Source organism: Pseudomonas sp. S2_B10, assembly GCF_054668425.1.
The window spans coordinates 3,767,501-3,790,883 of the sequence record NZ_CP162768.1 but is presented as its reverse complement, the minus strand read 5'-3'; the positions used below and the strand labels follow the sequence as shown (position 1 = coordinate 3,790,883).

The following is a 23,383-nucleotide window of genomic DNA, read 5'->3' as shown; positions in this document are numbered from 1 at the left end:
GACTGATCCACCGCTATCGCTGGCAAGCCAGCTCCCACAGGAATTACATTTTTCCAGGCAGAACGCGGTCACCTGTGGGAGCGAGCCTGCTCGCGAATGGCTTCACTCGGTGCGCGCTGGACTCACACCATTTCGTTACGAATCCATTCAACCACCGACGTGCGCTTCGGCGTCCAGCCCAGCAGTTCCCGGGCGTGTTTGCCGCGTACGCGGCTGTTGGAACCGAGGCCGTAGTTGGCCATTTCATAGCCCCATTCGGCTTCGGCGTCTTGCAGTGGCCAGTCTTGCGGTTTGCCCAGGTTCAGGGCGTCGGCCATGGCGGTGGTCATGTCGATGAACGACGCTTCACCGCTTTCAACGAAGTAGAAAGTGCCCGGCACATTCCTGGTCAGCGCCAGCAGATACAAGGCGACGACGTCTTCGATATGCACGTTGGACCAGATGTTCTGGCCGCTGCCAACGTGGCGCACCACGCCGCTCTTGCGCGCCTGCTTGAGCAGTCGCGGCAATTGCACGCTGTCGCGTTTGACGCCAAGGCTGTGGCCGTAAATCAAGGTGTTGCAGATCACCGCCGAGTTCACGCCATCCTTCGCCGCCGCGAGTACGAGGTTGTCGATGGCTACGCGATCGGCCTTATCGACAGTCGGTTGCGGCAGGTGGTCTTCGTAATAAATGACATCGCTGGATTTGCCGCCGGAGGCATCGCCGACGATGCTCGAACCGCTGGTGTGCAGAAAGACTTTATTCGAGCCGCGCAAAGCGTCGAGTAACGCTTCCACCGCACCGCGATGATCGCTGCTAGCAGCGTTGATGACGGCATCGGCAGCACGCGCCCGTTGCGCCAGCAATTGGCTGTCATCGAGGGTGCCGATTACCGCGTTCATGCCCAATGCTTTCAGCTCATCAGCCTGCTCCGCGCTGCGCACCAGGCCGGTGACGTTGTGCCCGGCCTGCACCAGGCCGGTGGCGATGGACCCACCGATAAATCCGGCCGCGCCGGTAACGAATACGTTCATGGAGAAACTCCCTGCGTGAATAAGTGATGCAGCGAGTATCGGCCGATGAAACCCGGCGAAAAACCCGCCCTCGGCCAATTCACTCTTGCGCAGGGATCACGAATCAGCCCTTGAATTCGGCGCTGGCGTAGGCGGCGAGTTTGCCCTGGATAAAGTCGAGGAAACACTGAATGCGCAACGCCAGTTGCGAGTTGCGGTAGTACACGGCGTTGATCGGCTGGCGATAGCCACTGTTGAATTCACCGAGCAGGACTTTCAGGCGTCCGGCGCGGATGTCGTCGATGGTCATGAAATGCGACAGACAGGCAATGCCCTGCCCTTCCAGTGCCAAATGGCGCACGGTCTCGCCGCTGGAAGCGCTGATTGCCGGGGTGATCGGCCAGCGGTCGCCATGCACATAGCGCAGCGGCCATTGGTTGAGGCCTTCGTTCTGGGTAAAGCCGAGCAACGTGTGTTCGCTCAAATCCGCCACTTGTCGTGGCGCACCGTGCTTTTTCAAATAGGCGGGGCTGGCAACAATCATCAACGGACTGCAACCGAGCGAACGCGCGTGCAGCGTCGAATCGGCGAGGGTGCCGATGCGGATGGCGACGTCGGTGCTTTGTTCCAGCAGGTCAATGATCAGGTCATTGCTGTTGAGTTCGAGCAGGATGTCCGGGTACAGCTGCCGGAATTCGTCGATGTAGGGAACGATGGCGTGGAGCATGAACGGCGAGGCAGCGTTGATGCGCAGGCGCCCGGATGGGGTCTGCTGGCGCGAGGACAGGCGTTCTTCGAGTTGATCCATCTGGTCGAGAATCAACTTGGCCTGTTCGAAGAAATACTTGCCCTCCTCGGTCAGGTCCATGCGTCGCGTGGTGCGGTTGATCAGCGTGGTGTCGAGCTTGGCTTCGAGCTTCGACAGCGTGCGACTGACGGCCGACGGCGTCTGGCCGACCTGCTCGGCGGCGGCGGAAATCGAACCGCACTCGATCACGCAGACGAAAATCTGCAACTCATCGGATCTGGCTTTCACGGGTGTCCTCTTTGGAATCGCCAAGATCGCAACCAATCGCCATGCCCTCTGCAGGAGCTGCCGAAGGCTGCGATCTTTTGCTGTGACCCCGATATTAGCCTGAAAGCCTCAAGCCTTGAGGCCAAACACCTCAGTCAGATGCTGCTCATAACGCGCCACATCGTTTTCGATATTCGGACGCTTCATTACGTCGACGCAGAGGAAGGTCGGCAGCGCGGTCATGCCCAGAAACTCGTTGGCCTTGTGGAACGGGAAGTACACCGCGTCCACGCCTTTGGCTTCGAAGAAATCCGTCGGGTCATCGAAGGCTTGCTGCGGCGCGTTCCAGGTCAGCGACAGCATGTATTGCTTGCCCTGAATCAGACCGCCACTGCCGTACTTCTGCGAGGCATCGGAACGGGTGCGGCCGTCGCTGGCGTAGAGGCTGCCGTGACCTTCGGTGAAGACTTCGTCGAGGTACTTTTTCACCGTCCACGGCGCGCCCATCCACCAGCCCGGCATCTGATAAATGATCACGTCGGCCCAGAGGAATTTCGCCACTTCTTCGGCAACGTCATAGCCCTCGTCGATAAACGTGGTCTTGACGTCGACACCGCCGCGATCGAGCACGCTCAGCGCGGTTTCGTGCAGGGTGGTGTTATAGCGGCCATCGGAATGGGCGAATTTTTTACCGCCATTGAGCAACAGCACTTTCTTCATCGGAAAACCTCGGCGCAGCCTTCAAGGCTGGATTGAAACAGGAATTGGAATGGCGGCAGATTAACCATCGATCTCGCGCTGAAACAGCCACATCGACGCAAAATACATTTGATCAAAACGCACGAATCGATCGGCAATTGTTGCCGTAGCATCGCCGCTTTCTGCTTTTGAGGAAGTTGTGATGAGTGAACGCCAGGGTTTCATCCTGCACGCCAAGACCCACCCGGAAAAAGCCGCCGAGTTCGAAGCGCTGTTCCGCGCTTACGTCGAGCCAAGCCGCGCCGAACCGGGCTGCATCGAGTACCACATGCTGCGCGACAAGGAAGATCCGACGCTGTTTATCTTCTACGAGATCTGGGCCAGCCAGGCGCATCTGGATGTGCACTCGGCGTTGCCGCACATGAAAGCGTTTTTCGCCAGGCGCATGGACTATCTTGAGCGCGATTTCGATATCCGCGCGATCGACATGCTCAGCGAATCGTCGGCTAGCCGCTGATCAGCAAATGGGCGCCGAGCGCGCCCAGTCCGATAAAGAACACCCGCTTGAACAGCACCGCACTGATGCGCTGACGCAACCACTGACCGAGCCACATGCCAAGCATGGCCGGGATCAGCGCCAGCAGCGAGGCGCTCAATTCGCCACCGCCGAGTGCGCCGTGCCAGAGCAGCCCAGCGGCCAGCGCCAGGGTCGAGACGGTGAAGGACAGGCCGAGCGCCTGCACCAGCTCATCGCGGCTCAGCCCCAGCGCTTGCAGGTACGGCACCGCCGGAATCACGAAGACGCCGGTGGCGGAGGTGATGACGCCGGTGATCAGGCCACTCAGCGGGCCGAGCCACGATTCATGCGCGGATTTGACGTGTAGCGTGGGCAAGAACAATCCGCTCAATGCATACAGCAACAGCGCCGCGCCAAGTCCGCGCACCACCCAATGTCCGCTGGACATGCCGAGCCAGAGGGTGCCGATGCCGGTGCCGAGGAAGATCATCAGCAGCATGGGCCAGAGGCGTTTGATCAAGCTTTTCAGGTGGCCACCGAAGGCCAGTTGCCAGAGGTTGGTCAGGGTCGCGGGGACGATCAACAAAGCGGCTGCCTGCGCCGGCGCCATAGCCAGACCGAGCAGGCCCATCGCGACAGTGGGCAGGCCGAGGCCGATCACGCCTTTGACCGTGCCGGCGAGGAGGAAGGTGGCGATGACCAGTAGAGAAAGGGTCAGGCCGAGGGTTTGGTAGAAGTCGGTCAGTGTGTGCATTGGGGTAATGTGCACTGATCCGGGCTGGGGGAAAATCTGCCATATACTTAGGCAGCCTCTTCCTTTGCAAGAGGCTGACATCGGCTTTGAGGCATCTGACCTCTTCGCGAGCAGGCTCGCTCCCACACGGGATCTGCGCTGTACATAAGTCCCTGTGGGAGCGAGCCTGCTCGCGAAAGGGCCAGCCCAGCCACCGCGAAACCACAGGCAAACCCCATGCACTTCGACCTCACCGACCTGCGCCTCTACCTGCATATCCTCGACACCGGCAACATCACCGCCGGCGCCGCCCGCAGCCACTTGTCCCTCGCCGCCGCCAGCGCCCGAATCCGCGCGATGGAAGCCTCGCTGGGCGCCGAATTCCTCGAACGTGGTCGGCGCGGCGTCACCCCGACCCCGGCCGGTAAAGCCCTCGCCCGCCACGCGCGCATTCTTTTGCAACAAGCCGAACGCATGCAGCAGGATCTGGCCGATTACGCGCAAGGCGTCAAAGGTCAGGTGCGGCTGTTATGCAACACCACGGCGATCACCGAGCACCTTCCGGAAGTGCTCGCGGATTTCCTGCGCAGCCATCCCAATCTCGACATTGATCTACAGGAACTGCCCAGTGCGCGGATCACTCATGCCTTGCGCGAAGGCGCAGCGGACTTGGGCATCGTCTCCGACGCGGTCGACACCAACGGCCTGCAGACCCAGGCGTTTCGTGATGATCCGCTGGTGCTGATTCTGCCGCTTGATCACCCGTTGTCTGACGTTGCCGAGGTCAGTTTCAGCGACGCGTTGCAGCACGACTTTGTCGGACTCAGCGCCGACAGCGCATTGGCGATTTATCTGGAAGAACAGGCGCTGCACAGCGGCGCGCGGATGCAGGTGCGCATTCGCGCCGATGGCTTTGATGGCGCGATGCGTATGGTCGCCCATGGCGCCGGCCTGGCCATCGTGCCCTTGGCCGCTGTCGAACGCGCGACGGTCGAACGCTTCAAATGTGTGGCGCTCAATGAACCGTGGGCGCGCCGCACGTTATTGCTCTGCGCGAGAGATTTCGCCGCGCTGCCGGGTTATGCCAACGCATTGTTACAAGCGCTCACCGCTGCGCGCGTTTCTGAGCACTCCGATGTCGACCCCAGACAACTGAGCGGCGACCGGCCGCTATAGGGTGCGACTTCAATTCTCAAGTCCACTTGCCCGGAGTCCCTCATGACCGCGACCGCCCCTATCACCGTTCTGCGCGACACCCACCCGCTGCCAGTGCTCGACGCCTGCAAATGGGAAAAACTCGAAGGCGACCCGCACACCGTCAACCTCAATGCCTACACCAGCGAAGACGGCAGCAAGATCATGGGCACCTGGATCTGCACACCGGGCAAGTGGCGCGTCGATTATGTGAAGTGGGAGTACTGCCATTTCCAGGAAGGCTACTGCGTGATCACCCCGGACGGCATGGCGCCGATTCATCTGCGCGCGGGCGATATCTTCGTGGTTGAGCCGGGTATGAAAGGCACGTGGGAAGTGGTCGAGACCGTGCGCAAATACTTCGTCTTCGCCTGATGCAAAAAAGCCGGGAAATCACCCGACATGATTTCCCGGCAAATATCCCGGCGTTGCTAAAAACCTGTGGCGAGGGGATTTATCCCCGCTCGACTGCGCAGCAGTCGCAAACCCTGAGCACTCGGTTTGCCTGACACAATGTAGGGGGCTGCTGCGCAACCCAACGGGGATAAACCCCCTCCCCACAAAGGGCTGATCGCGTTACTGCGGCTTGCGATAGCTGTTGATGATCGCCGAGAAGTCTTTCCCACCGTCACCGCGCTGACTCATCGCCTGATACAACTGCTGTGCCACCGCGCCGAGCACCACCGGTTGATGCGCCTGCCGCGCCGCTTCCGTCGCCAGCCCGAGATCCTTGAGCATCAGTTCTGCACCGAACCCGCCGGTATAACCGCGCGAGGCCGGCGCCGTTTCGACGATGCCCGGCCACGGGTTGTACATCTCCGAACTCCAGCAGCGGCCGGTGGAGCTGTTGATGATCCCGGCCAACACGCCGGTGTCGATCCCCAGCGCATCGCCCAACGCCATCGCCTCACTGACGCCGACCATCGAAATCGCCAGCAGCAGGTTGTTGCAGATCTTGGCGATCTGGCCGGTGCCGACTTCACCGCAATGCACAATGTTGCGGCCCATCTGCGCCAGCACCGGTTGCAGGGTGGCGAACAGTTCCGGGGTAGCGCCGACCATAAAGGTCAGCGTCCCAGCCGTCGCACCGCCAGTGCCGCCGGAGACCGGCGCATCGGCCATGGCCACGCCTTGTTTGGCGGCGGCCGCTGCGACGTCGCGGGCGGTCTGCGGATCGATGGTGCTGCAATCCACCGCCGGCACGCCTTGGCGAATGCCGGCGAGCACGCCCTCTTCACCCAGCCAGACACTGCGCACATGCACCGCGGCCGGGAGCATGGTGATCACCAGTTCGGCATCTTCCGCCGCCTCGCGGGCCGAAGCGCGGATGGTGCCGCCCAGTTGCTCGAGTTCCGCCAGCACGGTTTTGTTCAGGTCGACCAGATTCAGCGAGTGGCCGGCCTTGATCAGGTTGCGCGCCATCGGCGCGCCCATGTTGCCCAGCCCGATAAATGCGATTTTCATGATCGAATCCTCAGCGCAGGTTGATGGTGGTGTTCACGCCGTCGTTGACGCTGTCGTCATCGAACCAGCGCGCCGTGACCGTTTTGGTCTGCGTGTAGAACTGCACCACTTGCTTGCCGTACGGGCCGAGGTCGCCGAGTTTCGAACCGCGCGAACCGGTGAAGCTGAAGAACGGTACCGGCACCGGAATCGGAATGTTGATGCCGACCTGACCGACGTCGATTTCAGTCTGGAATTTACGCGCCGCCGCGCCGCTCTGGGTGAACAGGCCGGTGCCGTTGCCGAACGGGTTGGCGTTGACCAGCGCAATCGCCTGATCGAGGGTGTCGACTTCCAGCACCACCAGCACCGGGCCGAAGATTTCCTGGGTGTAGATCTGCATGTCGGTGGTCACACCGGAGAACAGGGTCGGGCCGACAAAATTGCCTTGTTCATAACCCGGCACGCTGATGTCACGACCATCGAGTTCAAGCTTGGCGCCTTCCTTGATGCCGCTTTCGATCAGTTCGAGAATCCGCGCCTTGGCCTTTTTCGAAATCACCGGACCGACATCGGTGCCTGGCTCGCTGCCGGCGTTGACCTTGAGTTTTTGCGCCAGTGCTTTCAGGTCTGGCAGCCACTGTTTTGCGGCACCGACCAGCACCACCACCGACGTGGCCATGCAACGTTGCCCGGCCGCACCGAAACCGGCGCCGACCAAGGCATTCAGCGCTTGCTCGCGATTGGCGTCCGGCAGTACCACGGCGTGGTTTTTTGCGCCCATCATCGACTGCACGCGCTTGCCGTGTTTGCCGGCCAGGTCATAAACGTGGGTGCCGACAGCGGTCGGACCGACGAACGACACGGCTTTGATGTCCTTGTGCGTGCACAGACCATCGACCACATCCTTGCCGCCGTGCACGACGTTGAGCACGCCCGCCGGAACGCCAGCCTCAATGGCCAGTTCCACCAGCAGCATGGTCGACAGCGGATCCTGTTCCGACGGCTTGAGCACGAAGGTGTTGCCGCAGGCGATCGCCATCGGGAACATCCACAGCGGAATCATCGCCGGGAAGTTGAACGGCGTGATGCCGGCGCACACACCGATCGGCTGGCGCAGGGTGTAAGTGTCGACGCCGCCGGCGACGTTCTCGGCGAATTCACCCATTTGCAGGGTGCCGATCGAGCACGCGTGCTCGACCACTTCCAGGCCACGGAAAATATCGCCTTCGGCATCAGCAATGGTCTTGCCCTGCTCGGCGCTGAGGACCACTGCGATGCGCTTGGAGTGCTCGCGGATCAGCGCTTGCAACTTGAGCATGATGCGCATCCGCGCGCCGATCGGGGTCAGTTTCCAGGTCTGGAACGCGCGCTGGGCGGCGCTGACAGCGGCATCGACCTCAGCGGCGGTGGCGAACGGAACCTTGGCCAGCACTTGCTGGGTGGCCGGGTTGACGATGTCGTGCCACTCGGTGGTCTGCGACTCGACCCATTCGCCGTCGATCAGCAGTTTGACCTTTTGCAGCGTGGTGTCGTTGGGCGTAAGCGATGCGTTCATGCTGGTCTCCAGAACTTGTTTTTATCGTAGGAGCCAAGGCGAAAGGTTCGCCTTGAGATGAGGCGTGTGTCACGAATTGGTTGTCGGACTGTTTTTGGAGTATAGATGTGCAAACTTCTAATAAGAACGCACATATAAGCCCGACCATCATGCAAAAAAACATCACCTCGCTAGGCTCGCTGAACTGGGACGACCTGAAGTTTTTCCTTGAAGTCGCCCGCACCCGCAAGGCCAGCACCGCCGCCAAACGCCTGGCCGTGGACTACACCACGGTGTCGCGACGGATCAGTTCGCTGGAAGCGGCGCTCGGCACATTACTGTTCGAGAAATCCCGCACCAGCGGCTTCGTCCTGACCACTGAAGGCCAGCGCTTGCTCGGTTATGCCGAGTCGATCGAAAGCACATTGCACATGGCTTGCGAGCAGGTTTCGGGCTCGGGCGTGGCCCTGTCCGGCCATGTGCGCATGGGCTGCACCGAAGGCTTCGGCAGTTTTTTCATCACCCCGCAACTGAGCCATTTCGTCGACGCCTACCCGGCAATCTCGGTGGACATCCTGCCGCTGCCGCACTTCATCAGCCTGTCCAAGCGCGAGGCCGACATCGTCATCGCCCTCGAGCGGCCGGAGCACGGGCCGTACGTCTGCTGCAAACTCTGCGACTACCGTTTGCAGCTGTACGCAACCCAGGACTATCTGGACAAACACCCACCGATCCGCCGCCCGGCCGATTTGAGCAAGCATCAATTCATCAGTTATGTGGACGACCTGGCGTTCAGCTCGGAGCTGCTCTACCTGGCCAACGTGCTGCCCGGCGCCAGCGCAAACTTGCGCAGCACCAGCGTGATCGCGCAATACGTTGCCGCGCAGCAGGGCCGCTCGCTGGCAATCCTGCCGTGCTTCCTCGCCGCGCAGGATCCACGATTGCTGCCGGTGTTGCCGGAGGAAATCGACATCACCCGGCAGTTCTGGATGTACTGCCGCGAGGATCTGCGCAAGTTGAAGCGGATCACCTTGTTGTGGGATTACATCCGTGAGGTGACTGAGCGCAATCAGGCGTTGTTGATGGGTGAAACGCGGGAGATGCGCTTTGCCGATTAGTCGGCGCTGACCACGATCGACACCCGGCGATTTTCCGTGCGCCCCGCTGCGGTGTCGTTGGAAGCCACGGGTTCGCTGCTGCCCAGGCCTTGCAGCTGGATGTTTTCCTGCTTCATGCCGACCGTGCCGAGGACGTTGGCAACGCTCTTGGCCCGGCGCAGCGACAGTTGCTGATTGTAGGTTTCCTTGCCCGACGCATCGGTGTGGCCATCGACGCGCACCCGCTCGATTCCCACGCTGAGCAACGCCTTGCCGATGCGTTCGACGATTTCCGTGCTGGCTGCGTTCAGGCTTTCGACGTCGCTGCCAAAAAGCACTTTGCCCGACAGGCCGAATTCCCAGCCGTCGTCGGTCAACTCGAAACCCTGCTGTTTGAGCACGGCGACCTGCGCCGGTGTCAGGCCTTTCTGTGGGGCGGTCTGGCAACCGCTCAGGGTCAGCGCGGCGATCATCAGCAATGCGGAAAAAAGTCGAACGGGAAGAGTGAACACGGACATCAGCTCCTGGTGTGAACGGAATCGACCGGGCGCTCCGACCCGGCGGTGAATTGCGCGCCGCGCGACAGGCGCTTGGCCTGGTACATTGCCGCGTCGGCTGCGTTGAGCAAGGCACCCGGCGTGGCGCCATGATCGGGGTAAACGGCGATGCCGATACTGAGCGAGGTCACCACACTGCTGTCGCCGGGCAGGGTGATCGGCATGTCCATGCTGGCGAGAATCTTGTCAGCGATGTGCTCAGCGTCTTCGACCGTGTGCAGTGGCGCAAGCAGCACGGCGAACTCGTCGCCACCCAGCCGCGCGACCAGATCATCCTCGCGCAATTGCGCTCGCACGCGATTGGCGATGGCCACCAGCACTGCGTCGCCCGAGGCGTGGCCGAAGTTATCGTTGATGCCTTTGAAGCGGTCGCTGTCGAGAAACAGCACGGCGACCCGCTCATCGTGTTTTTTGCCGTTGCGCAAGGCGCGGATCAAGCGGCCTTCAAAAAACGCACGGTTGGGCAAACCGGTGAGGCTGTCGTGGGTCGCTTGGTGAGCGAGAGTTTCGTTTTCGTTTTGCAGATGGGTTTGCCACGACTCGAGTTCGCCGAGCAAGGCATTGAAGTCGTTGCCCAGATTATCCAGTTCAGCGATTTGCGCCGGCGGCACGCGCCGATCCAGCGCTCGCTCACTGCGCGCGGCGTGGGCGACGGAGGCGAGGCTGTGCAATGGGCCAATGATTGCGCGCAGCTGCCGCCGCGCCAGATAGAGCGCGACCCAGGCGCTGATCGCGGTGCAGAGCACAATCCCGGCCAGGCCGCTGAGCAGGAAGCGCATCAGGCTGCCGCCGTGGCCGATGAGCAGGACGCGACCAATTTCACGGTCCTGATGCTCGATCGGCAGGCTGACCGGTTTTTCCAGAAGAGCGCGGGTGATCTGCATTTCCAGCTCGGAGAACAAGCCGGTCTCGACGCGCTGCCATTGCGCAATCAATTGGCCTTGCGCGTCGAGCACTCGGGCATCCGCTACTTCCTCGGTGGCGGCGATGATCGCCAGCGCCTCGGTTGCCGCCGCTTTGTCATTGAACACGACGGCCGCTTCGACGGTGTAGCTGATCGAACGGGCGATCAAATGCAGGTTGTGATCGGCATACACCCGCAGCGCGAGCACGCCCAGCAAGGTCAGCGAAACACTGGCCATCGCTACCGCCACCAGCGCGACAATCAAATGCCCACGGCCAATGACCGAGCCCAGGGTCGGGCGAGCCTTCCAACTGAACAGCTTCATGGCGCCGCCGCTTTGCGACGGGACAACTGCAACACGCTGGGGTGAATGCGCACACCACTGCGAGCCACGGAGTCGAGATTGACCTCGAACGACACTTGTTCATCGCCGACGCGCAGGCAGAACAGACTGCCGACGGTGCATTGATCGTCGGCTTCACTGATGCTCAGCACTGGATGCCCGATCAACGATGCGAACAGGCGACTGCGTTCGTCGGCGGTCAGCTTGCCGATGTACACCGCATCGCATTCGCTGACGATGGCCGGGTTGTCTGCCAGCAGGCGCCGCACAGCCACCGGTCGCCCCGTGGCTTGGGTGGTGCCTTTGACCAGGTCATCGGTGTATTCGGTGGGGCCGACGATGCACAGACGCAATTGCGCTGGTTCCACCGGCCAGCGTGCATAACTGAGGATGCCAAGAACCACTTGTGTGACCGCTTTGGCCCGTTGCTCGGCCGGCCCGGTTTGCGCTTGGGCGATGGCGCTGCCCGTGAACAACCAGAGCAAAACGATCAGCAATGCGTGCTGGCAGGCCACCACACGCTGTGTCGCCCAGACGGCCACCTTCATGGAGGGATTCTCTTGGAGCGTAACGAAATGATGCCGCAACGATAGCACAGCGCCAGAACACCAGCGAGGCGCCTGCCTCTGACCGGTTGGTCAGTACTCGTTGTCGGTCATTCAGCGCTTCATCCCGGAGGCTCGGTGCCGTCTTCCAGTTCCAGCATCAGCCCGCTCAGACGCTTGACCTTGCGCTGCACCGCCTCTTCAAACACGCCGGCACGCGGCTCGATCAAGGTGAACCAGTGCCGGGCGCGAGTAATCCCGGTGTAGATCAACTCCTTGGTCAGTACCGGATTCAGCGCATCCGGCAGGATCAGCGCCGTGTGGGCGAACTCCGAACCCTGGGACTTGTGCACCGTCATGGCGTACACGGTTTCGACATCATTGAGTCGACTCGGCAACACGAAGCGCACGCCGCCCTGACCATCGTTACGCGGAAAGGCCACGCGCAGAACCGTTTTGCCGATTTCTGCGCCTTCACGCTCGGGCAGTTTCAGGGCGATGCCGATGTCGCCGTTCATCAGCCCCAGACCATAGTCGTTACGAGTCATCAGCACCGGCCGACCTTCATACCACTGCTGATCGCTCTCGATCAGACGCGCCTTGAGCAACGCAGTGGTAATGCGCTGGTTCAGACCTTCAACGCCCCATGGCCCTTTGCGCACCGCGCACAGCAACTGGAATGTGTCGAACGCCTGCAAGACTTCCCGCGCCCAATCGGTCCAGGCCGAATGCTCAAGGGGCCGCGTCGACGGTGGACGCTGATCGCGCAGTACGCTCAGGTAATGGCGATAACCTTGCGGGCCGTTGCCGTGACCTTCGAGCAGCAGACGTTCGAGCTTGAGATCGTGCTCGCCTTTGAGCGGTAGCGAATACACGTCGTCGTAGCTGCCGACCGCGAGCAACTGCCGCGCTTCATCGGCCAATTGCTGATTGACCCGGCGCGCGAGTTGACCGATACCGCTGCCCTCGCCGAAGCGGCGCGAGTGACGCAGCATCACCACTTGCTGCGCCAGCGGGTGGGTGCCGTCGCGATCTTCATGCAAACCGCTGCCCTGCAACGACTCGCCACTGACAGACTCCAGCCATTGTCGCGTTTGCGGGCTGTACCAACCGCCCTCGGCGTCACGGCACAGATCGCCCAACACCGCACCGGCCTCGACCGAGGCCAACTGATCCTTGTCGCCCAACAGTACCAGCCGCGCATGGGCCGGCATGGCGTCGAGCAAGTTGGCCATCATTTCCAGGTCGATCATCGAAGCTTCGTCGACCACCAGCACATCCAGCGGCAGGCGGTTGCCGGCATGGTGACGGAAATGCCGGGTGCCCGGTCGACTGCCGAGCAGACGGTGCACGGTGGTCACATCGCTGGGGATCGCCGCGCGCACCGCTTCGGCGACCTGCAGTGATTGCACTTGCTGACTGATCGACTCGGTCAGACGCGCAGCGGCCTTGCCGGTCGGTGCCGCCAGACGAATGCGCAGCGGATGGCCAGCCTCGACGGCCGGTGCCTGCAGCAACGCGAGCAAGCGCACCACCGTGGTGGTTTTCCCGGTGCCCGGGCCGCCAGTGATGATGCTGAAGGCGCTGCGCGTAGCGATGGCGCAGGCGAGTTTTTGCCAATCGATGACAGCTGCGGATTCCGCGCCGCCGAACAATTCGTTCAGACGCTGCGGCAGATCATCCAGCGTCGGCTCCTGCTGCATCAAGCGTTGGCGCAACGCTGCATCGATGCGGCGTTCGTAGGTCCAGTAGCGGCGCAGGTACAGGCGTTTCGAGGACAGCACCAGCGGACGTGTCTGCGCTGTTTCACTCGGGTCAGCGGCCAGGGCCACCAATGGACTACTTGCCAGCACTTTGCACCAATGAGCTCCATCGAGCGTTTCGAGAAATTGCGAGGGCAGCAACAACACACCGCCCTGCACATCGCCTTCGGGCGGCAATGACAGGGCTAAATCCGGCGCCTTGAGGGTTTCAAACAGGTCCAGACACACATGACCATGGCCGAGTTGGTGACTGGTCAACGCCGCCGCCAGCAGCACCAACGGGTCGGTCTCGGGCTCGAGTTCATGCAGGAACGCGACAAAGGCGCGGTCCAGCGCGCGCAGCCAGCCGCGCTCGACCCAACGGCTCAGCAACAACAGCAAATCATCGGCGCGGGTCAGCGGCGAGAGTTTCGACAGGCTGTCCGCTTCCAGCGGCGTCGGCAGCAGATCGGCGAATGTGCGGCTCATAGCAGGACTCCCTGTTCCCAGGCGGGTTCGGACTTGGGTTCGGGTTTGCCCTGGAACATCCGGTCGAGGCGTTCGATCAATTCCCGTGGCGGACGCACGAAGTACACGCCGCGACTATCCGCACGCGTACCGCGTAGAAACAGATACAGCGCCCCGCCGATGTGACGGTCGTAATCGTAATCCGCCAGCCGCGCCTTCAACTGGCGATGCAGTGCCAGCAGATACAGCACGTATTGCAGGTCGTAACGATTGTCGAGGATCGACTGCTCCATCGCCTGCACGGTGTAGGCCTGATCATCCACGCCGAGCCAATTGGATTTGTAATCGGCGACGTAATAGCGGCCAGCGTGCTCGAAGGTCAGGTCGATAAAGCCCTTGAACATGCCGTTGAGTTGAACCGGTTCTGCCGCAACACGAGCGACGCCATTGTGGGTGTGCTGGCGCACCTGTTCGTCGAGCTTGAGCACGTCGACTTTGTGGCTGGCAAACCAGAACTCCATCTCGACGCGGTATTGCTTCAACTGCTCAAGAACCACCGGCGGTTGCCCGCCAGCGATCGGCAACGGTGACTTGAGCAAATGCTGCAGCCAGTCAGTCAGCGTGGTGATCCAGCCTTGCCAGCCGCGCAGGTTGCAGCGCCGGGCAATTGCATCTTCCAGCGCTTCGCGGGTAACCGAAAAACCTTCAGCGCCCGCCCATTCGAGCAAGCCATGCAAAAACGTGCCGGGATTCGGTCCGCGAGGAAAACGGTGGATATCGGCGCCACCGCTGCTGATTTCATGTGGCGCGTCGGGATCGAGGCGCTCGTCGTCGAAGAGCTTTTGCGCCTGCGGACTGTCCGGTGCTTCATCGCTGCCGACGCTCAATATGTCGCTGATGCGCAAAGCGCTATAGGAAGCGATCCACCAGTTTTCACTGGCTTTGCGCTTGGGCCGTAGCGTGGCTCGCAGGACTGCTTCATTGCGCGGCGGCTGGTAATGCTCGTCAGTGGGCTGAGGCATTTCGCCGATGCCGATGGCCGGGCAGTCTTGCTGCAGATCCCGCAGCCAGCGGTTCAATTCGCTGGACTCGCCCAAAGCGGCACCGCCCCCCAGCAAGTAACCCAGCGCTGACAGGTGCAGCACCGAGCTGTTGTTATTGCCGCGCTTGAGATCAGTGACGCCCAGCCAGCAGGCATGCTGCGCGCGGGTTAACGCGACATACAGAAGACGCAGATCTTCGGCCAGACGCTCATCGTCAGCCAGGGCTATCAACTCGGGGGTAGGCTTGAGGCTGATCTGCGCCTTGCCCGCAGCGTCGTGGTAATGCAGCGGCAAACGGCTGCCATCCACCGGTTTCGCCGAGCAAATGAATGGCAGGAACACCAGCGGATATTCCAGACCCTTGGATTTGTGGATGGTCACCACTTTGACCAGTTGCTCGTCGCTTTCCAGACGCAGAATCTGCTCTTCACCGGCCTGACCGGACAGCGCCAGCAACTCGGCCAGATGGCGGATCAACGCTTGCTCCCCGTCCAGTTCAGCGGCGGCTTGCTGCATCAGTTCCGAGAGGTGCAAAAGGTTGGTCAGCACGCGTTCGCCGTCACTGCGCTGCATCAGGGTTTGCGGCAGGTGGAAGTCGTGAAGCAGGCGGCGCAACATCGGCAACACGCCCTGTTTGCGCCAGAGCTCTCGATAGCCACGGAACTGCATGACCCGGGCTTCCCAGACCATTTCGTCCTGGTTCAACCGCTCCAGCTCGGTCAGCGGCAGGTTCAATGTGGTGCAAGCCAGCGCAGCCTTGAGCGAGCGTTCGACATCGGGTTCGGCGCAAGCCTTCAGCCAGGCCAGCAGATCGTGCGCCTCTTGCGCGGCGAACACGGAATCCTTGTCTGACAGATAAACACTGCGCACCCCTCTGGCGGCGAGTTCGGCGCGTACGGCTTGGGCTTCCTTACCGTCGCGGACGAGGATCGCTATGTCCGAAGGGCGTAAACCTTTGAAGTCGTCTGCTTGAAAGAAACCAGCGCTGCCGGTTTGCCCGCCATTGAGCAGTGCGGTGATTTGACTGGCGCAGGCGGCGGCCATTTGCTGGCGATAGACCGCGCCGGACAGCGGCTGATCGCTGGGCAGTAGCCAGACATTCAGTGCTGCGACGTCTTGCCCGGCAATCCGCAGCGTTTCCTTGCGTCCCTGAGACTCGACCGGGAGGAACGGTACCGGGTTTTCGCCGGTTTTCTCGCGAAACAAAAACGCGCCGCGTCCTTGCTCTCGGGACTCGGCGCGTTCGAATACGTGATTGACCGCTGTCACCATGCCGTGGCTGGAGCGGAAGTTGGTGCCTAGTGTATGCAAACGGCCGGTAGTGGCCTGACGTGCGCGCAGATAGGTGTAGATGTCGGCACCACGGAAGGCATAGATCGCCTGCTTGGGGTCGCCGATCAGGAACAGGCCGGTGTCAGGGTGATTGTCTTCGATGCGGTAAATGCTCTCGAAGATGCGGTACTGAACCGGGTCGGTGTCCTGGAATTCGTCGATCAGCGCGACCGGGAACTGCTCGCGGATCAGCGTTGCCAGACGCTCGCCGCCCTCCGATTGCAGCGCGGCATCCAGACGCAGCAACATGTCGTCGAACCCCATTTCTGCGCGACGGCGTTTCTCTTCTTCAAAACGCGCGCCGACCCACTTGGCAGCGTGTTGCAGAACAGCAGCATCGGGCGTCGGCAAGGTATCCAGGCTCGACTTGAGTCCGGACATGGCGTCCAGTCCCGGATGACTGGGCGCCGGGCCTTTCCAGGCCTCGGCCATGCCATCGGGCGTCAATCGGGTGAAGCCGGTGCCAATGTCCAGTTGCTCAAGCGACTCGTCTTCGGCCCAGGTCTTGAGCTTCTCGAACCACGGCTCGAAATAACGCGCCTGCATTTTGCGGCCATCGACGGTTTTGCTGGCGACGCCTTCATGGCAGAGAGCAAGCAGCTCGTCTGCCCAGTCACGCCAAGGCATTTTCAGTTCGACCAACGCCGCTCGCCGCTCCAGCAAACACTCCTCGATCAGCTCCGCAGGCGCCTTGCCTTCATCGGTGTCACGCTCGCTGGCAAACAAGCCGCGTACCCGAGGCAACAGCGCTGCGGGGCCACCCCAATTGCTGCGCACCCAGTTCAGCGCATCGCCCTGCATCGGGTAGCAGAACAGTCGCCAGTAATCGCGCAACACTTCGCCAAGCAGATCGCTGTGATCGGTTTCCAGGGATTGCGTGAACAGGCTGCCGCTGTCGAACGCATGCTCGCGCAGCATGCGCTGACACCAGCTGTGAATGGTCGAGACGGCGGCTTCGTCCATCCACTGCGCGGCGATATCGAGGCGGTTGGCACAGCCCGGCCATTGCAGCGGATCGAACTGATCGCGCAGCTCGGCAATCAGTCCGTCCGGGGCAACAATTTCGTCGCGGAAGAACCGCGCGGCCTCAGCCAAGCGTGTCCGAATGCGTTCACGCAGCTCTTTGGTAGCAGCGTCGGTAAACGTCACTACGAGGATTTGCGGCGGCAGCAGTTCGCGTGAAAAACCGCTTGTCTCGCCGCCATGGCCGAGAATCAACCGCAGATAAAGTGCCGAAATCGTGAAGGTTTTGCCGGTGCCTGCGCTTGCTTCGATCAACTGACTGCCGCGCAGCGGGAAGGCCAGAGCCAACGGTGTTTTGGTACTCATGCGCGCGCACCTTCGCTGGACAAGGAACGCCACGGCGCTTCGAATAATGGGCGGTACAACGCGTCGCACCAGCCGGTGAAGGTTTCGTCTGCCAACAATGCATCGAAGTCGGGATATTGCCGGAGCAGTGCCGGGCTTTCACGCCGCTCACCCTCGTTGGTCTGACCGTCGCCTTCATAGGCTTTTCGCGCAGCGGCTTCGGCTTTGACCGGGTCGGATTGCGACAGCCAGGCGAACGCGGTTTTTATCGCAATCGGCAAAGGTTGGCGCATGCCGGTTTGCCAGGCGAGCAGCAAGTCACCGAGCAATCGCAGCGCTCGGTCCCGCTCCATTGGCTCAAGCAACAGTGTGTCGTCACTGGCGACCAATGCCGTCGTCAACGCATGCTCGCTGGCGCAGGCGACCAGATGGGTGACCCACGGTTTGGTCAGCCGGTGCCACTTGCGCGTTTTGATCGAGCCGATGCTGTTGGGAATGGTCGTGACTGAAAGTAGTCCGCCATCGGCGCGTTGATGCAGGCTTGCAAGCCAGCCCTCCAGCCGCATACCTTGCAAGTCGAGACTGACCGGGATCGCACTGGTCAACGGCGTCGGCCATAACGTCAGCAACTGTTGATAACGCTGCAGAAGATCCGGTAGCGGTTCGATCAGTTCACGCTGTAGGCATTCGCCAAAACCGGCCATAGGCAGCAGACCACTATTTTGCAGGCGCAGCGCCCGGGCGTGCAGTGCCTGATCGACATCGTCCGGCTGACTGAGTGCGGCTTCCAGCAAACTGTCGCTCAGCGTGTAGCGCTGTAGCGCGTCCAGCACGAAAGGTTCTTCATCGGCCAACGGCGCTTGCGCAGCCTCGAAATAGACCTTGAGACGTTGTGTGAAAAAATGCCGAACCGGATTACGCAGAAAGTCCTGCAGCAATGCCAGCGTCAACGGTTCCTCTTGAACATATGGCGCGAGTAACGGTGCTTCGCTTTGCTGCGCTTTCTCTTGATGTAACACCTGCCACTCGCTGGCGTAGCTGAACAGTTGCTCGCCTTCGTGGAAATAGCGGGCACTGAAAGGTTGCAGGGGGTGTTCTTCGGTCAGCGCTTCCAATAGATCCTGGGTGGGGTCGATTGAACGCCAGCCGCTGGCGAGGTGATCGCGCAACTGGCCGATGAGCACCGAGGCGGGTCGTTCGCTGTTGTCGCGGATGCTGCGACCGACCCAACTGATATAGAGCTGAGTGCGTGCGGATAACAGCGCTTCAAGTAACAGATAGCGGTCGTCCTCACGTCGTGAGCGGTCGCCAGGCCGGTAATCACTGCCCATCAGATCGAAGTCCAGCGGCGGCTGCGCGCGCGGATAATCGCCGTCGTTCATGCCCAGCAGACAAACCAGTTTGAAAGGAATGGCACGCATCGGCATCAAGGTGCAGAAATTCACCGCACCGGCGAGGAATCGTTGCGACAATCGGCCCTGATCGAGCCCGGCGAGCCAGGCTTCGCGCACAACAGTCAGCGGCAGTTCGTCAGTCAGGCCGACCGCCTCGCAGGTTTCCAGCCAGGTCTCGCGAAGCTCTTCGAGCTGGGTCAGCAGGTAGTCGTCGTGCTCGTTGCTCGCCTGAAAGAACACCTGCATCAGCGCCTGCAAGCGCAGCCCCCACTCTTTCGGTTGAGCCGGTTGCGTGAGTTGCTGATGAGCGATTTCCAAGGCATCCAGCAGCGCAACCAATGGCCCGATCAGGGCAGCATCAAGTCCACCAATTTCGTCGTAAGGCTCGATACCTGCACATGCATCGGCACTGCCGACGGCGTAGCCCAGCAGCATTCGGCGTAGACCGAAATGCCAGCTGTTCTGCTCCAGTTCCTCAGGCAATCCGAGACCGGCCCGTTGTTCGGCACTCATGCCCCAACGCACGCCGGCACCCTCGATCCAGCGGTGCAGGGTTGGCAGGTCACGTTCCTCTACGCCAAAGCGAGCACGCAGAGCTGGAACATCGAGCAGGTCGAGAATCTCGCTGACCGGGAAACGGCTGTCCGGCAGCTTGAGCAGGTGCTCGACGGCGATTAGTAATGGATCACGTCCTCGCTGGCCCTGGTCCGCCAAAGTGAACGGAATGAAGCGCGGGTCAAATCGATCGAGCTGACCGAAAACCGCGCGGATATGCGGGGCATAGCTGTCGATATCCGGGACCATCACGATCACGTCCCGTGGGCGTAGAGCCGGGTCGGCGCTGAAACGCGCCAGGAGTTGATCGTGCAGGATTTCGACTTCACGCTGGGCACTGTGGGCGATGTGAAACCGGATCGATTGGTCCTGCGTCAGGTCGACAGCGGGCCAGAGCGCACGAGTCTCGTTGAGGGGGCGCAATTCGAGAATGTCGTCCTGAAGCTGGTTAAGCATGTTGTGCGGCTGGGCTTCGCTGAACAGGTCGATGCGGCCGTCACGAAAGGCTGCGCGGTAGCTGTTGGGATCGTCGTAGCTGTCGAGCAGGTTGATATAGTCGCGACCTTGCTTGCCCCAAGCGGCCAGCAACGGATGCGCGTGCTGATGCAGGGTTTCGGCATCAAGTACAACGGGCATCCCGCTTTTGCGTTGTTGGCGCTTGTATTGATGTCGCAGCAGATCCTTGTCGGCAACGATATCGGCCCAGTGATGGCGACAGGGGTTGTGTACGCAAAGCAGAACCTGACTGAAGCGCGCCAGACCGGCGAGCGCTTCAAGAACTTGTGCGGGCAATGAAGAAATGCCAAAGACGATAACGCGCGGCGGCAGTGAAGCCGGAGCCTCATCAAGGGTGTTGATGCGTTCCATGAAACGTTGATGGACGCCGGCACGGCTCTGCGCCATGCCTTGTTCGCCGACGTCATCCAGCAGCGCTCGCCACAACTCTGCCTGCCAGCAACTGGTCGCTGGCAGAGGCTTGATTTCACCTCGCACATTGCGCAGTTGGTGGCGGCCTTCCGCCCAATCTTCCAGCCAATCGGCCCGGTAGACCTGATATTGGTCGAACAGATCGGCCAGACGCTCTGACAATTGATAGCGCTTGCGCAGATCGCTGTCATGGGTGAGGAAGCGTTGCAGCGGCTCGAAATGTGGGCGGTCGATTACCTGTGGCAATAGGCGCATCAGGCGCCAGGTCAGCGGAGCCTTATCGAGCAGGGATTTCGCCGGAATCTCTTCTCGTCCCAATACCAAGCGATAGAGCTGCCACATGAAACTGCCGGGTAGTTGAACGTCAATCGCCGCAGCGATCCCGCAACCGCCAAGGTCATCGTCTTCAGGATCTTCGGCCAATGCCAGTTTGAGCCATTGGGCGATGCCGTTGCTTTGCACCAAAGCGATTTCGTTTTCCAGGGGTGCCAGTGGGTAGCGCCGCATGATGCTGACCACAAGACTGCGCAGCTCATCGAGACTGTTGCTCTGAACCACCATGAATGCAGCGTTGAGGGACTGGGCGTCCGACATATGGATTCCTTGGAAAATCGCTAAAGCCGAGGCAGAACCTTAGCATTGTCGGCCGACTGTGACAGCCGGACGAGGTCTGCGAAGCTTGTAAGAACTTTCTCGCAGGCAAAACAAAACCCCAACTGCTTTCGCAATTGGGGTTTCGAATTTAATCTTGACGATGACCTACTCTCACATGGGGAAACCCCACACTACCATCGGCGATGCATCGTTTCACTGCTGAGTTCGGGATGGGATCAGGTGGTTCCAACGCTCTATGGTCGTCAAGAAATTCGGGTACTGACTCGGGACCAGATGGCCTCGCTTCAGCAAATTGGGTATGTGACAGCTAGGTGTTTGTGAATTTCGAACTTTCGGTTCGTTTCGTCTTCACACACCGCAATCTGGTGCCTTTTCAGGTCAGCAAATTGCTTGGGTGTTATATGGTCAAGCCTCACGGGCAATTAGTATTGGTTAGCTCAACGCCTCACAGCGCTTACACACCCAACCTATCAACGTCGTAGTCTTCGACGGCCCTTCAGGGAACTCAAGGTTCCAGTGAGATCTCATCTTGAGGCAAGTTTCCCGCTTAGATGCTTTCAGCGGTTATCTTTCCCGAACATAGCTACCCGGCAATGCCACTGGCGTGACAACCGGAACACCAGAGGTTCGTCCACTCCGGTCCTCTCGTACTAGGAGCAGCCCCTCTCAAATCTCAAACGTCCACGGCAGATAGGGACCGAACTGTCTCACGACGTTCTAAACCCAGCTCGCGTACCACTTTAAATGGCGAACAGCCATACCCTTGGGACCGGCTTCAGCCCCAGGATGTGATGAGCCGACATCGAGGTGCCAAACACCGCCGTCGATATGAACTCTTGGGCGGTATCAGCCTGTTATCCCCGGAGTACCTTTTATCCGTTGAGCGATGGCCCTTCCATACAGAACCACCGGATCACTAAGACCTACTTTCGTACCTGCTCGACGTGTCTGTCTCGCAGTCAAGCGCGCTTTTGCCTTTATACTCTACGACCGATTTCCGACCGGTCTGAGCGCACCTTCGTACTCCTCCGTTACTCTTTAGGAGGAGACCGCCCCAGTCAAACTACCCACCATACACTGTCCTCGATCCGGATAACGGACCTGAGTTAGAACCTCAAAGTTGCCAGGGTGGTATTTCAAGGATGGCTCCACGCGAACTGGCGTCCACGCTTCAAAGCCTCCCACCTATCCTACACAAGCAAATTCAAAGTCCAGTGCAAAGCTATAGTAAAGGTTCACGGGGTCTTTCCGTCTAGCCGCGGATACACTGCATCTTCACAGCGATTTCAATTTCACTGAGTCTCGGGTGGAGACAGCGCCGCCATCGTTACGCCATTCGTGCAGGTCGGAACTTACCCGACAAGGAATTTCGCTACCTTAGGACCGTTATAGTTACGGCCGCCGTTTACCGGGGCTTCGATCAAGAGCTTCGCGTTAGCTAACCCCATCAATTAACCTTCCGGCACCGGGCAGGCGTCACACCCTATACGTCCACTTTCGTGTTTGCAGAGTGCTGTGTTTTTAATAAACAGTCGCAGCGGCCTGGTATCTTCGACCGGCATGAGCTTACGGAGCAAGTCCTTCACCCTCACCGGCGCACCTTCTCCCGAAGTTACGGTGCCATTTTGCCTAGTTCCTTCACCCGAGTTCTCTCAAGCGCCTTGGTATTCTCTACCCAACCACCTGTGTCGGTTTGGGGTACGGTTCCTGGTTACCTGAAGCTTAGAAGCTTTTCTTGGAAGCATGGCATCAACCACTTCGTCACCCAAAGGGTAACTCGTCATCAGCTCTCGGCCTTAAGATCCCGGATTTACCTAAGATCTCAGCCTACCACCTTAAACTTGGACAACCAACGCCAAGCTGGCCTAGCCTTCTCCGTCCCTCCATCGCAATAACCAGAAGTACAGGAATATTAACCTGTTTTCCATCGACTACGCTTTTCAGCCTCGCCTTAGGGACCGACTAACCCTGCGTCGATTAACGTTGCGCAGGAAACCTTGGTCTTTCGGCGTGGGTGTTTTTCACACCCATTGTCGTTACTCATGTCAGCATTCGCACTTCTGATACCTCCAGCAAGCTTCTCAACTCACCTTCACAGGCTTACAGAACGCTCCTCTACCGCATCACCCGAAGGTGATACCCGTAGCTTCGGTGTATGGTTTGAGCCCCGTTACATCTTCCGCGCAGGCCGACTCGACTAGTGAGCTATTACGCTTTCTTTAAAGGGTGGCTGCTTCTAAGCCAACCTCCTAGCTGTCTAAGCCTTCCCACATCGTTTCCCACTTAACCATAACTTTGGGACCTTAGCTGACGGTCTGGGTTGTTTCCCTTTTCACGACGGACGTTAGCACCCGCCGTGTGTCTCCCATGCTCGGCACTTGTAGGTATTCGGAGTTTGCATCGGTTTGGTAAGTCGGGAT

Annotated in this window: 16 protein-coding genes and 2 rRNA genes (1 of these 18 only partly in view); 4 read left to right on the top strand and 14 right to left on the bottom strand. The window is 60.3% G+C overall.

The genetic code is table 11. The features are described 5' to 3' along the window. Window positions 1-122: 122 nt before the first annotated feature. From AB4O45_RS16865 to AB4O45_RS16855, 3 genes are all read right to left on the bottom strand, one after another. Window positions 123-1,016 (bottom strand): NAD-dependent epimerase/dehydratase family protein, encoded by an 894-nt coding sequence (locus tag AB4O45_RS16865; RefSeq protein ID WP_460160332.1) that lies wholly within the window; start codon window positions 1,014-1,016, stop codon window positions 123-125. Between the two features lie 103 nt (window positions 1,017-1,119). Continuing rightward, entirely contained in the window at window positions 1,120-2,031 is a 912-nt protein-coding gene (locus AB4O45_RS16860) for a LysR family transcriptional regulator (RefSeq protein ID WP_252887289.1), read from the bottom strand. 108 nt (window positions 2,032-2,139) lie between these two features. Beyond that, window positions 2,140-2,730 carry an NADPH:quinone oxidoreductase MdaB gene (locus AB4O45_RS16855; protein WP_095180328.1) on the bottom strand — a complete coding sequence of 197 codons (591 nt, stop codon included), beginning with the start codon at window positions 2,728-2,730 and terminating at the stop codon, window positions 2,140-2,142. A 181-nt stretch (window positions 2,731-2,911) separates the two neighbouring features. Between AB4O45_RS16855 and AB4O45_RS16850 the strand changes: the two genes are divergently transcribed. Then, window positions 2,912-3,226, top strand: coding sequence for a putative quinol monooxygenase (locus AB4O45_RS16850; protein ID WP_095180327.1), 315 nt, complete (start codon window positions 2,912-2,914; stop codon window positions 3,224-3,226). On the opposite strand, the gene AB4O45_RS16845 is transcribed toward AB4O45_RS16850, so the two are convergent. Further along, on the bottom strand, window positions 3,216-3,980 hold the full coding sequence (locus tag AB4O45_RS16845) for a sulfite exporter TauE/SafE family protein (RefSeq protein ID WP_460160331.1): 765 nt from the start codon (window positions 3,978-3,980) through the stop codon (window positions 3,216-3,218). The two genes, AB4O45_RS16850 and AB4O45_RS16845, sit on opposite strands and share 11 nt — an antisense overlap. A 216-nt stretch (window positions 3,981-4,196) precedes the next feature. Between AB4O45_RS16845 and AB4O45_RS16840 the strand changes: the two genes are divergently transcribed. Both AB4O45_RS16840 and AB4O45_RS16835 read left to right on the top strand, forming a co-directional pair. Continuing rightward, window positions 4,197-5,135: a LysR substrate-binding domain-containing protein gene (locus AB4O45_RS16840; protein ID WP_460160330.1), complete on the top strand. Its 939-nt coding sequence runs from the start codon at window positions 4,197-4,199 to the stop codon at window positions 5,133-5,135. 42 nt (window positions 5,136-5,177) lie between these two features. Continuing rightward, on the top strand, window positions 5,178-5,528 hold the full coding sequence (locus tag AB4O45_RS16835; RefSeq protein WP_016770579.1) for a cupin domain-containing protein: 351 nt from the start codon (window positions 5,178-5,180) through the stop codon (window positions 5,526-5,528). Window positions 5,529-5,729: 201 nt separating this feature from the next. On the opposite strand, the gene mmsB is transcribed toward AB4O45_RS16835, so the two are convergent. Both mmsB and AB4O45_RS16825 read right to left on the bottom strand, forming a co-directional pair. Further along, window positions 5,730-6,617, bottom strand: a complete 888-nt coding sequence (mmsB, locus tag AB4O45_RS16830) for a 3-hydroxyisobutyrate dehydrogenase (protein ID WP_042608810.1) — start codon at window positions 6,615-6,617, stop codon at window positions 5,730-5,732. A gap of 10 nt (window positions 6,618-6,627) precedes the next feature. After that, complete coding sequence (locus AB4O45_RS16825) at window positions 6,628-8,154, bottom strand: CoA-acylating methylmalonate-semialdehyde dehydrogenase (protein ID WP_460160329.1); 1,527 nt, start codon at window positions 8,152-8,154, stop codon at window positions 6,628-6,630. A gap of 149 nt (window positions 8,155-8,303) precedes the next feature. On the opposite strand from AB4O45_RS16825, the gene AB4O45_RS16820 reads away from it, so the two are divergent. Continuing rightward, window positions 8,304-9,251, top strand: coding sequence for a LysR family transcriptional regulator (locus AB4O45_RS16820; RefSeq protein ID WP_016771799.1), 948 nt, complete (start codon window positions 8,304-8,306; stop codon window positions 9,249-9,251). Here the strand turns inward: AB4O45_RS16820 and AB4O45_RS16815 are convergent. The 8 genes from AB4O45_RS16815 to AB4O45_RS16780 all read right to left on the bottom strand — a co-directional run. Continuing rightward, a complete protein-coding gene (locus AB4O45_RS16815; RefSeq protein ID WP_252879390.1) occupies window positions 9,248-9,748 on the bottom strand; it encodes an OmpA family protein in 501 nt (166 codons plus the stop codon). The two genes, AB4O45_RS16820 and AB4O45_RS16815, sit on opposite strands and share 4 nt — an antisense overlap. Beyond that, window positions 9,748-11,016 carry a diguanylate cyclase domain-containing protein gene (locus tag AB4O45_RS16810; RefSeq protein WP_236169248.1) on the bottom strand — a complete coding sequence of 423 codons (1,269 nt, stop codon included), beginning with the start codon at window positions 11,014-11,016 and terminating at the stop codon, window positions 9,748-9,750. The genes AB4O45_RS16815 and AB4O45_RS16810 overlap by 1 nt, the downstream gene beginning before the upstream one ends. After that, complete coding sequence (locus AB4O45_RS16805; protein ID WP_041477864.1) at window positions 11,013-11,582, bottom strand: YfiR family protein; 570 nt, start codon at window positions 11,580-11,582, stop codon at window positions 11,013-11,015. The genes AB4O45_RS16810 and AB4O45_RS16805 overlap by 4 nt, the downstream gene beginning before the upstream one ends. Window positions 11,583-11,701: 119 nt before the next feature. Further along, window positions 11,702-13,810 carry an exodeoxyribonuclease V subunit alpha gene (gene recD / locus AB4O45_RS16800; RefSeq protein WP_460160328.1) on the bottom strand — a complete coding sequence of 703 codons (2,109 nt, stop codon included), beginning with the start codon at window positions 13,808-13,810 and terminating at the stop codon, window positions 11,702-11,704. Continuing rightward, the gene (gene recB / locus AB4O45_RS16795; protein ID WP_460160327.1) at window positions 13,807-17,493 is read right to left on the bottom strand and encodes an exodeoxyribonuclease V subunit beta; all 3,687 of its coding nucleotides are present in this window, start codon (window positions 17,491-17,493) and stop codon (window positions 13,807-13,809) included. Before recB ends, recD begins: the two co-directional genes overlap by 4 nt. Next, a complete protein-coding gene (recC, locus tag AB4O45_RS16790; protein WP_460160326.1) occupies window positions 17,490-20,942 on the bottom strand; it encodes an exodeoxyribonuclease V subunit gamma in 3,453 nt (1,150 codons plus the stop codon). Before recC ends, recB begins: the two co-directional genes overlap by 4 nt. Before the next feature lie 152 nt (window positions 20,943-21,094). Continuing rightward, window positions 21,095-21,210: ribosomal RNA gene (gene rrf, locus AB4O45_RS16785) — 5S ribosomal RNA — on the bottom strand. A 154-nt stretch (window positions 21,211-21,364) separates the two neighbouring features. Next, a 23S ribosomal RNA gene (locus tag AB4O45_RS16780) occupies window positions 21,365-23,383 on the bottom strand (it continues 875 nt past the right edge of the window).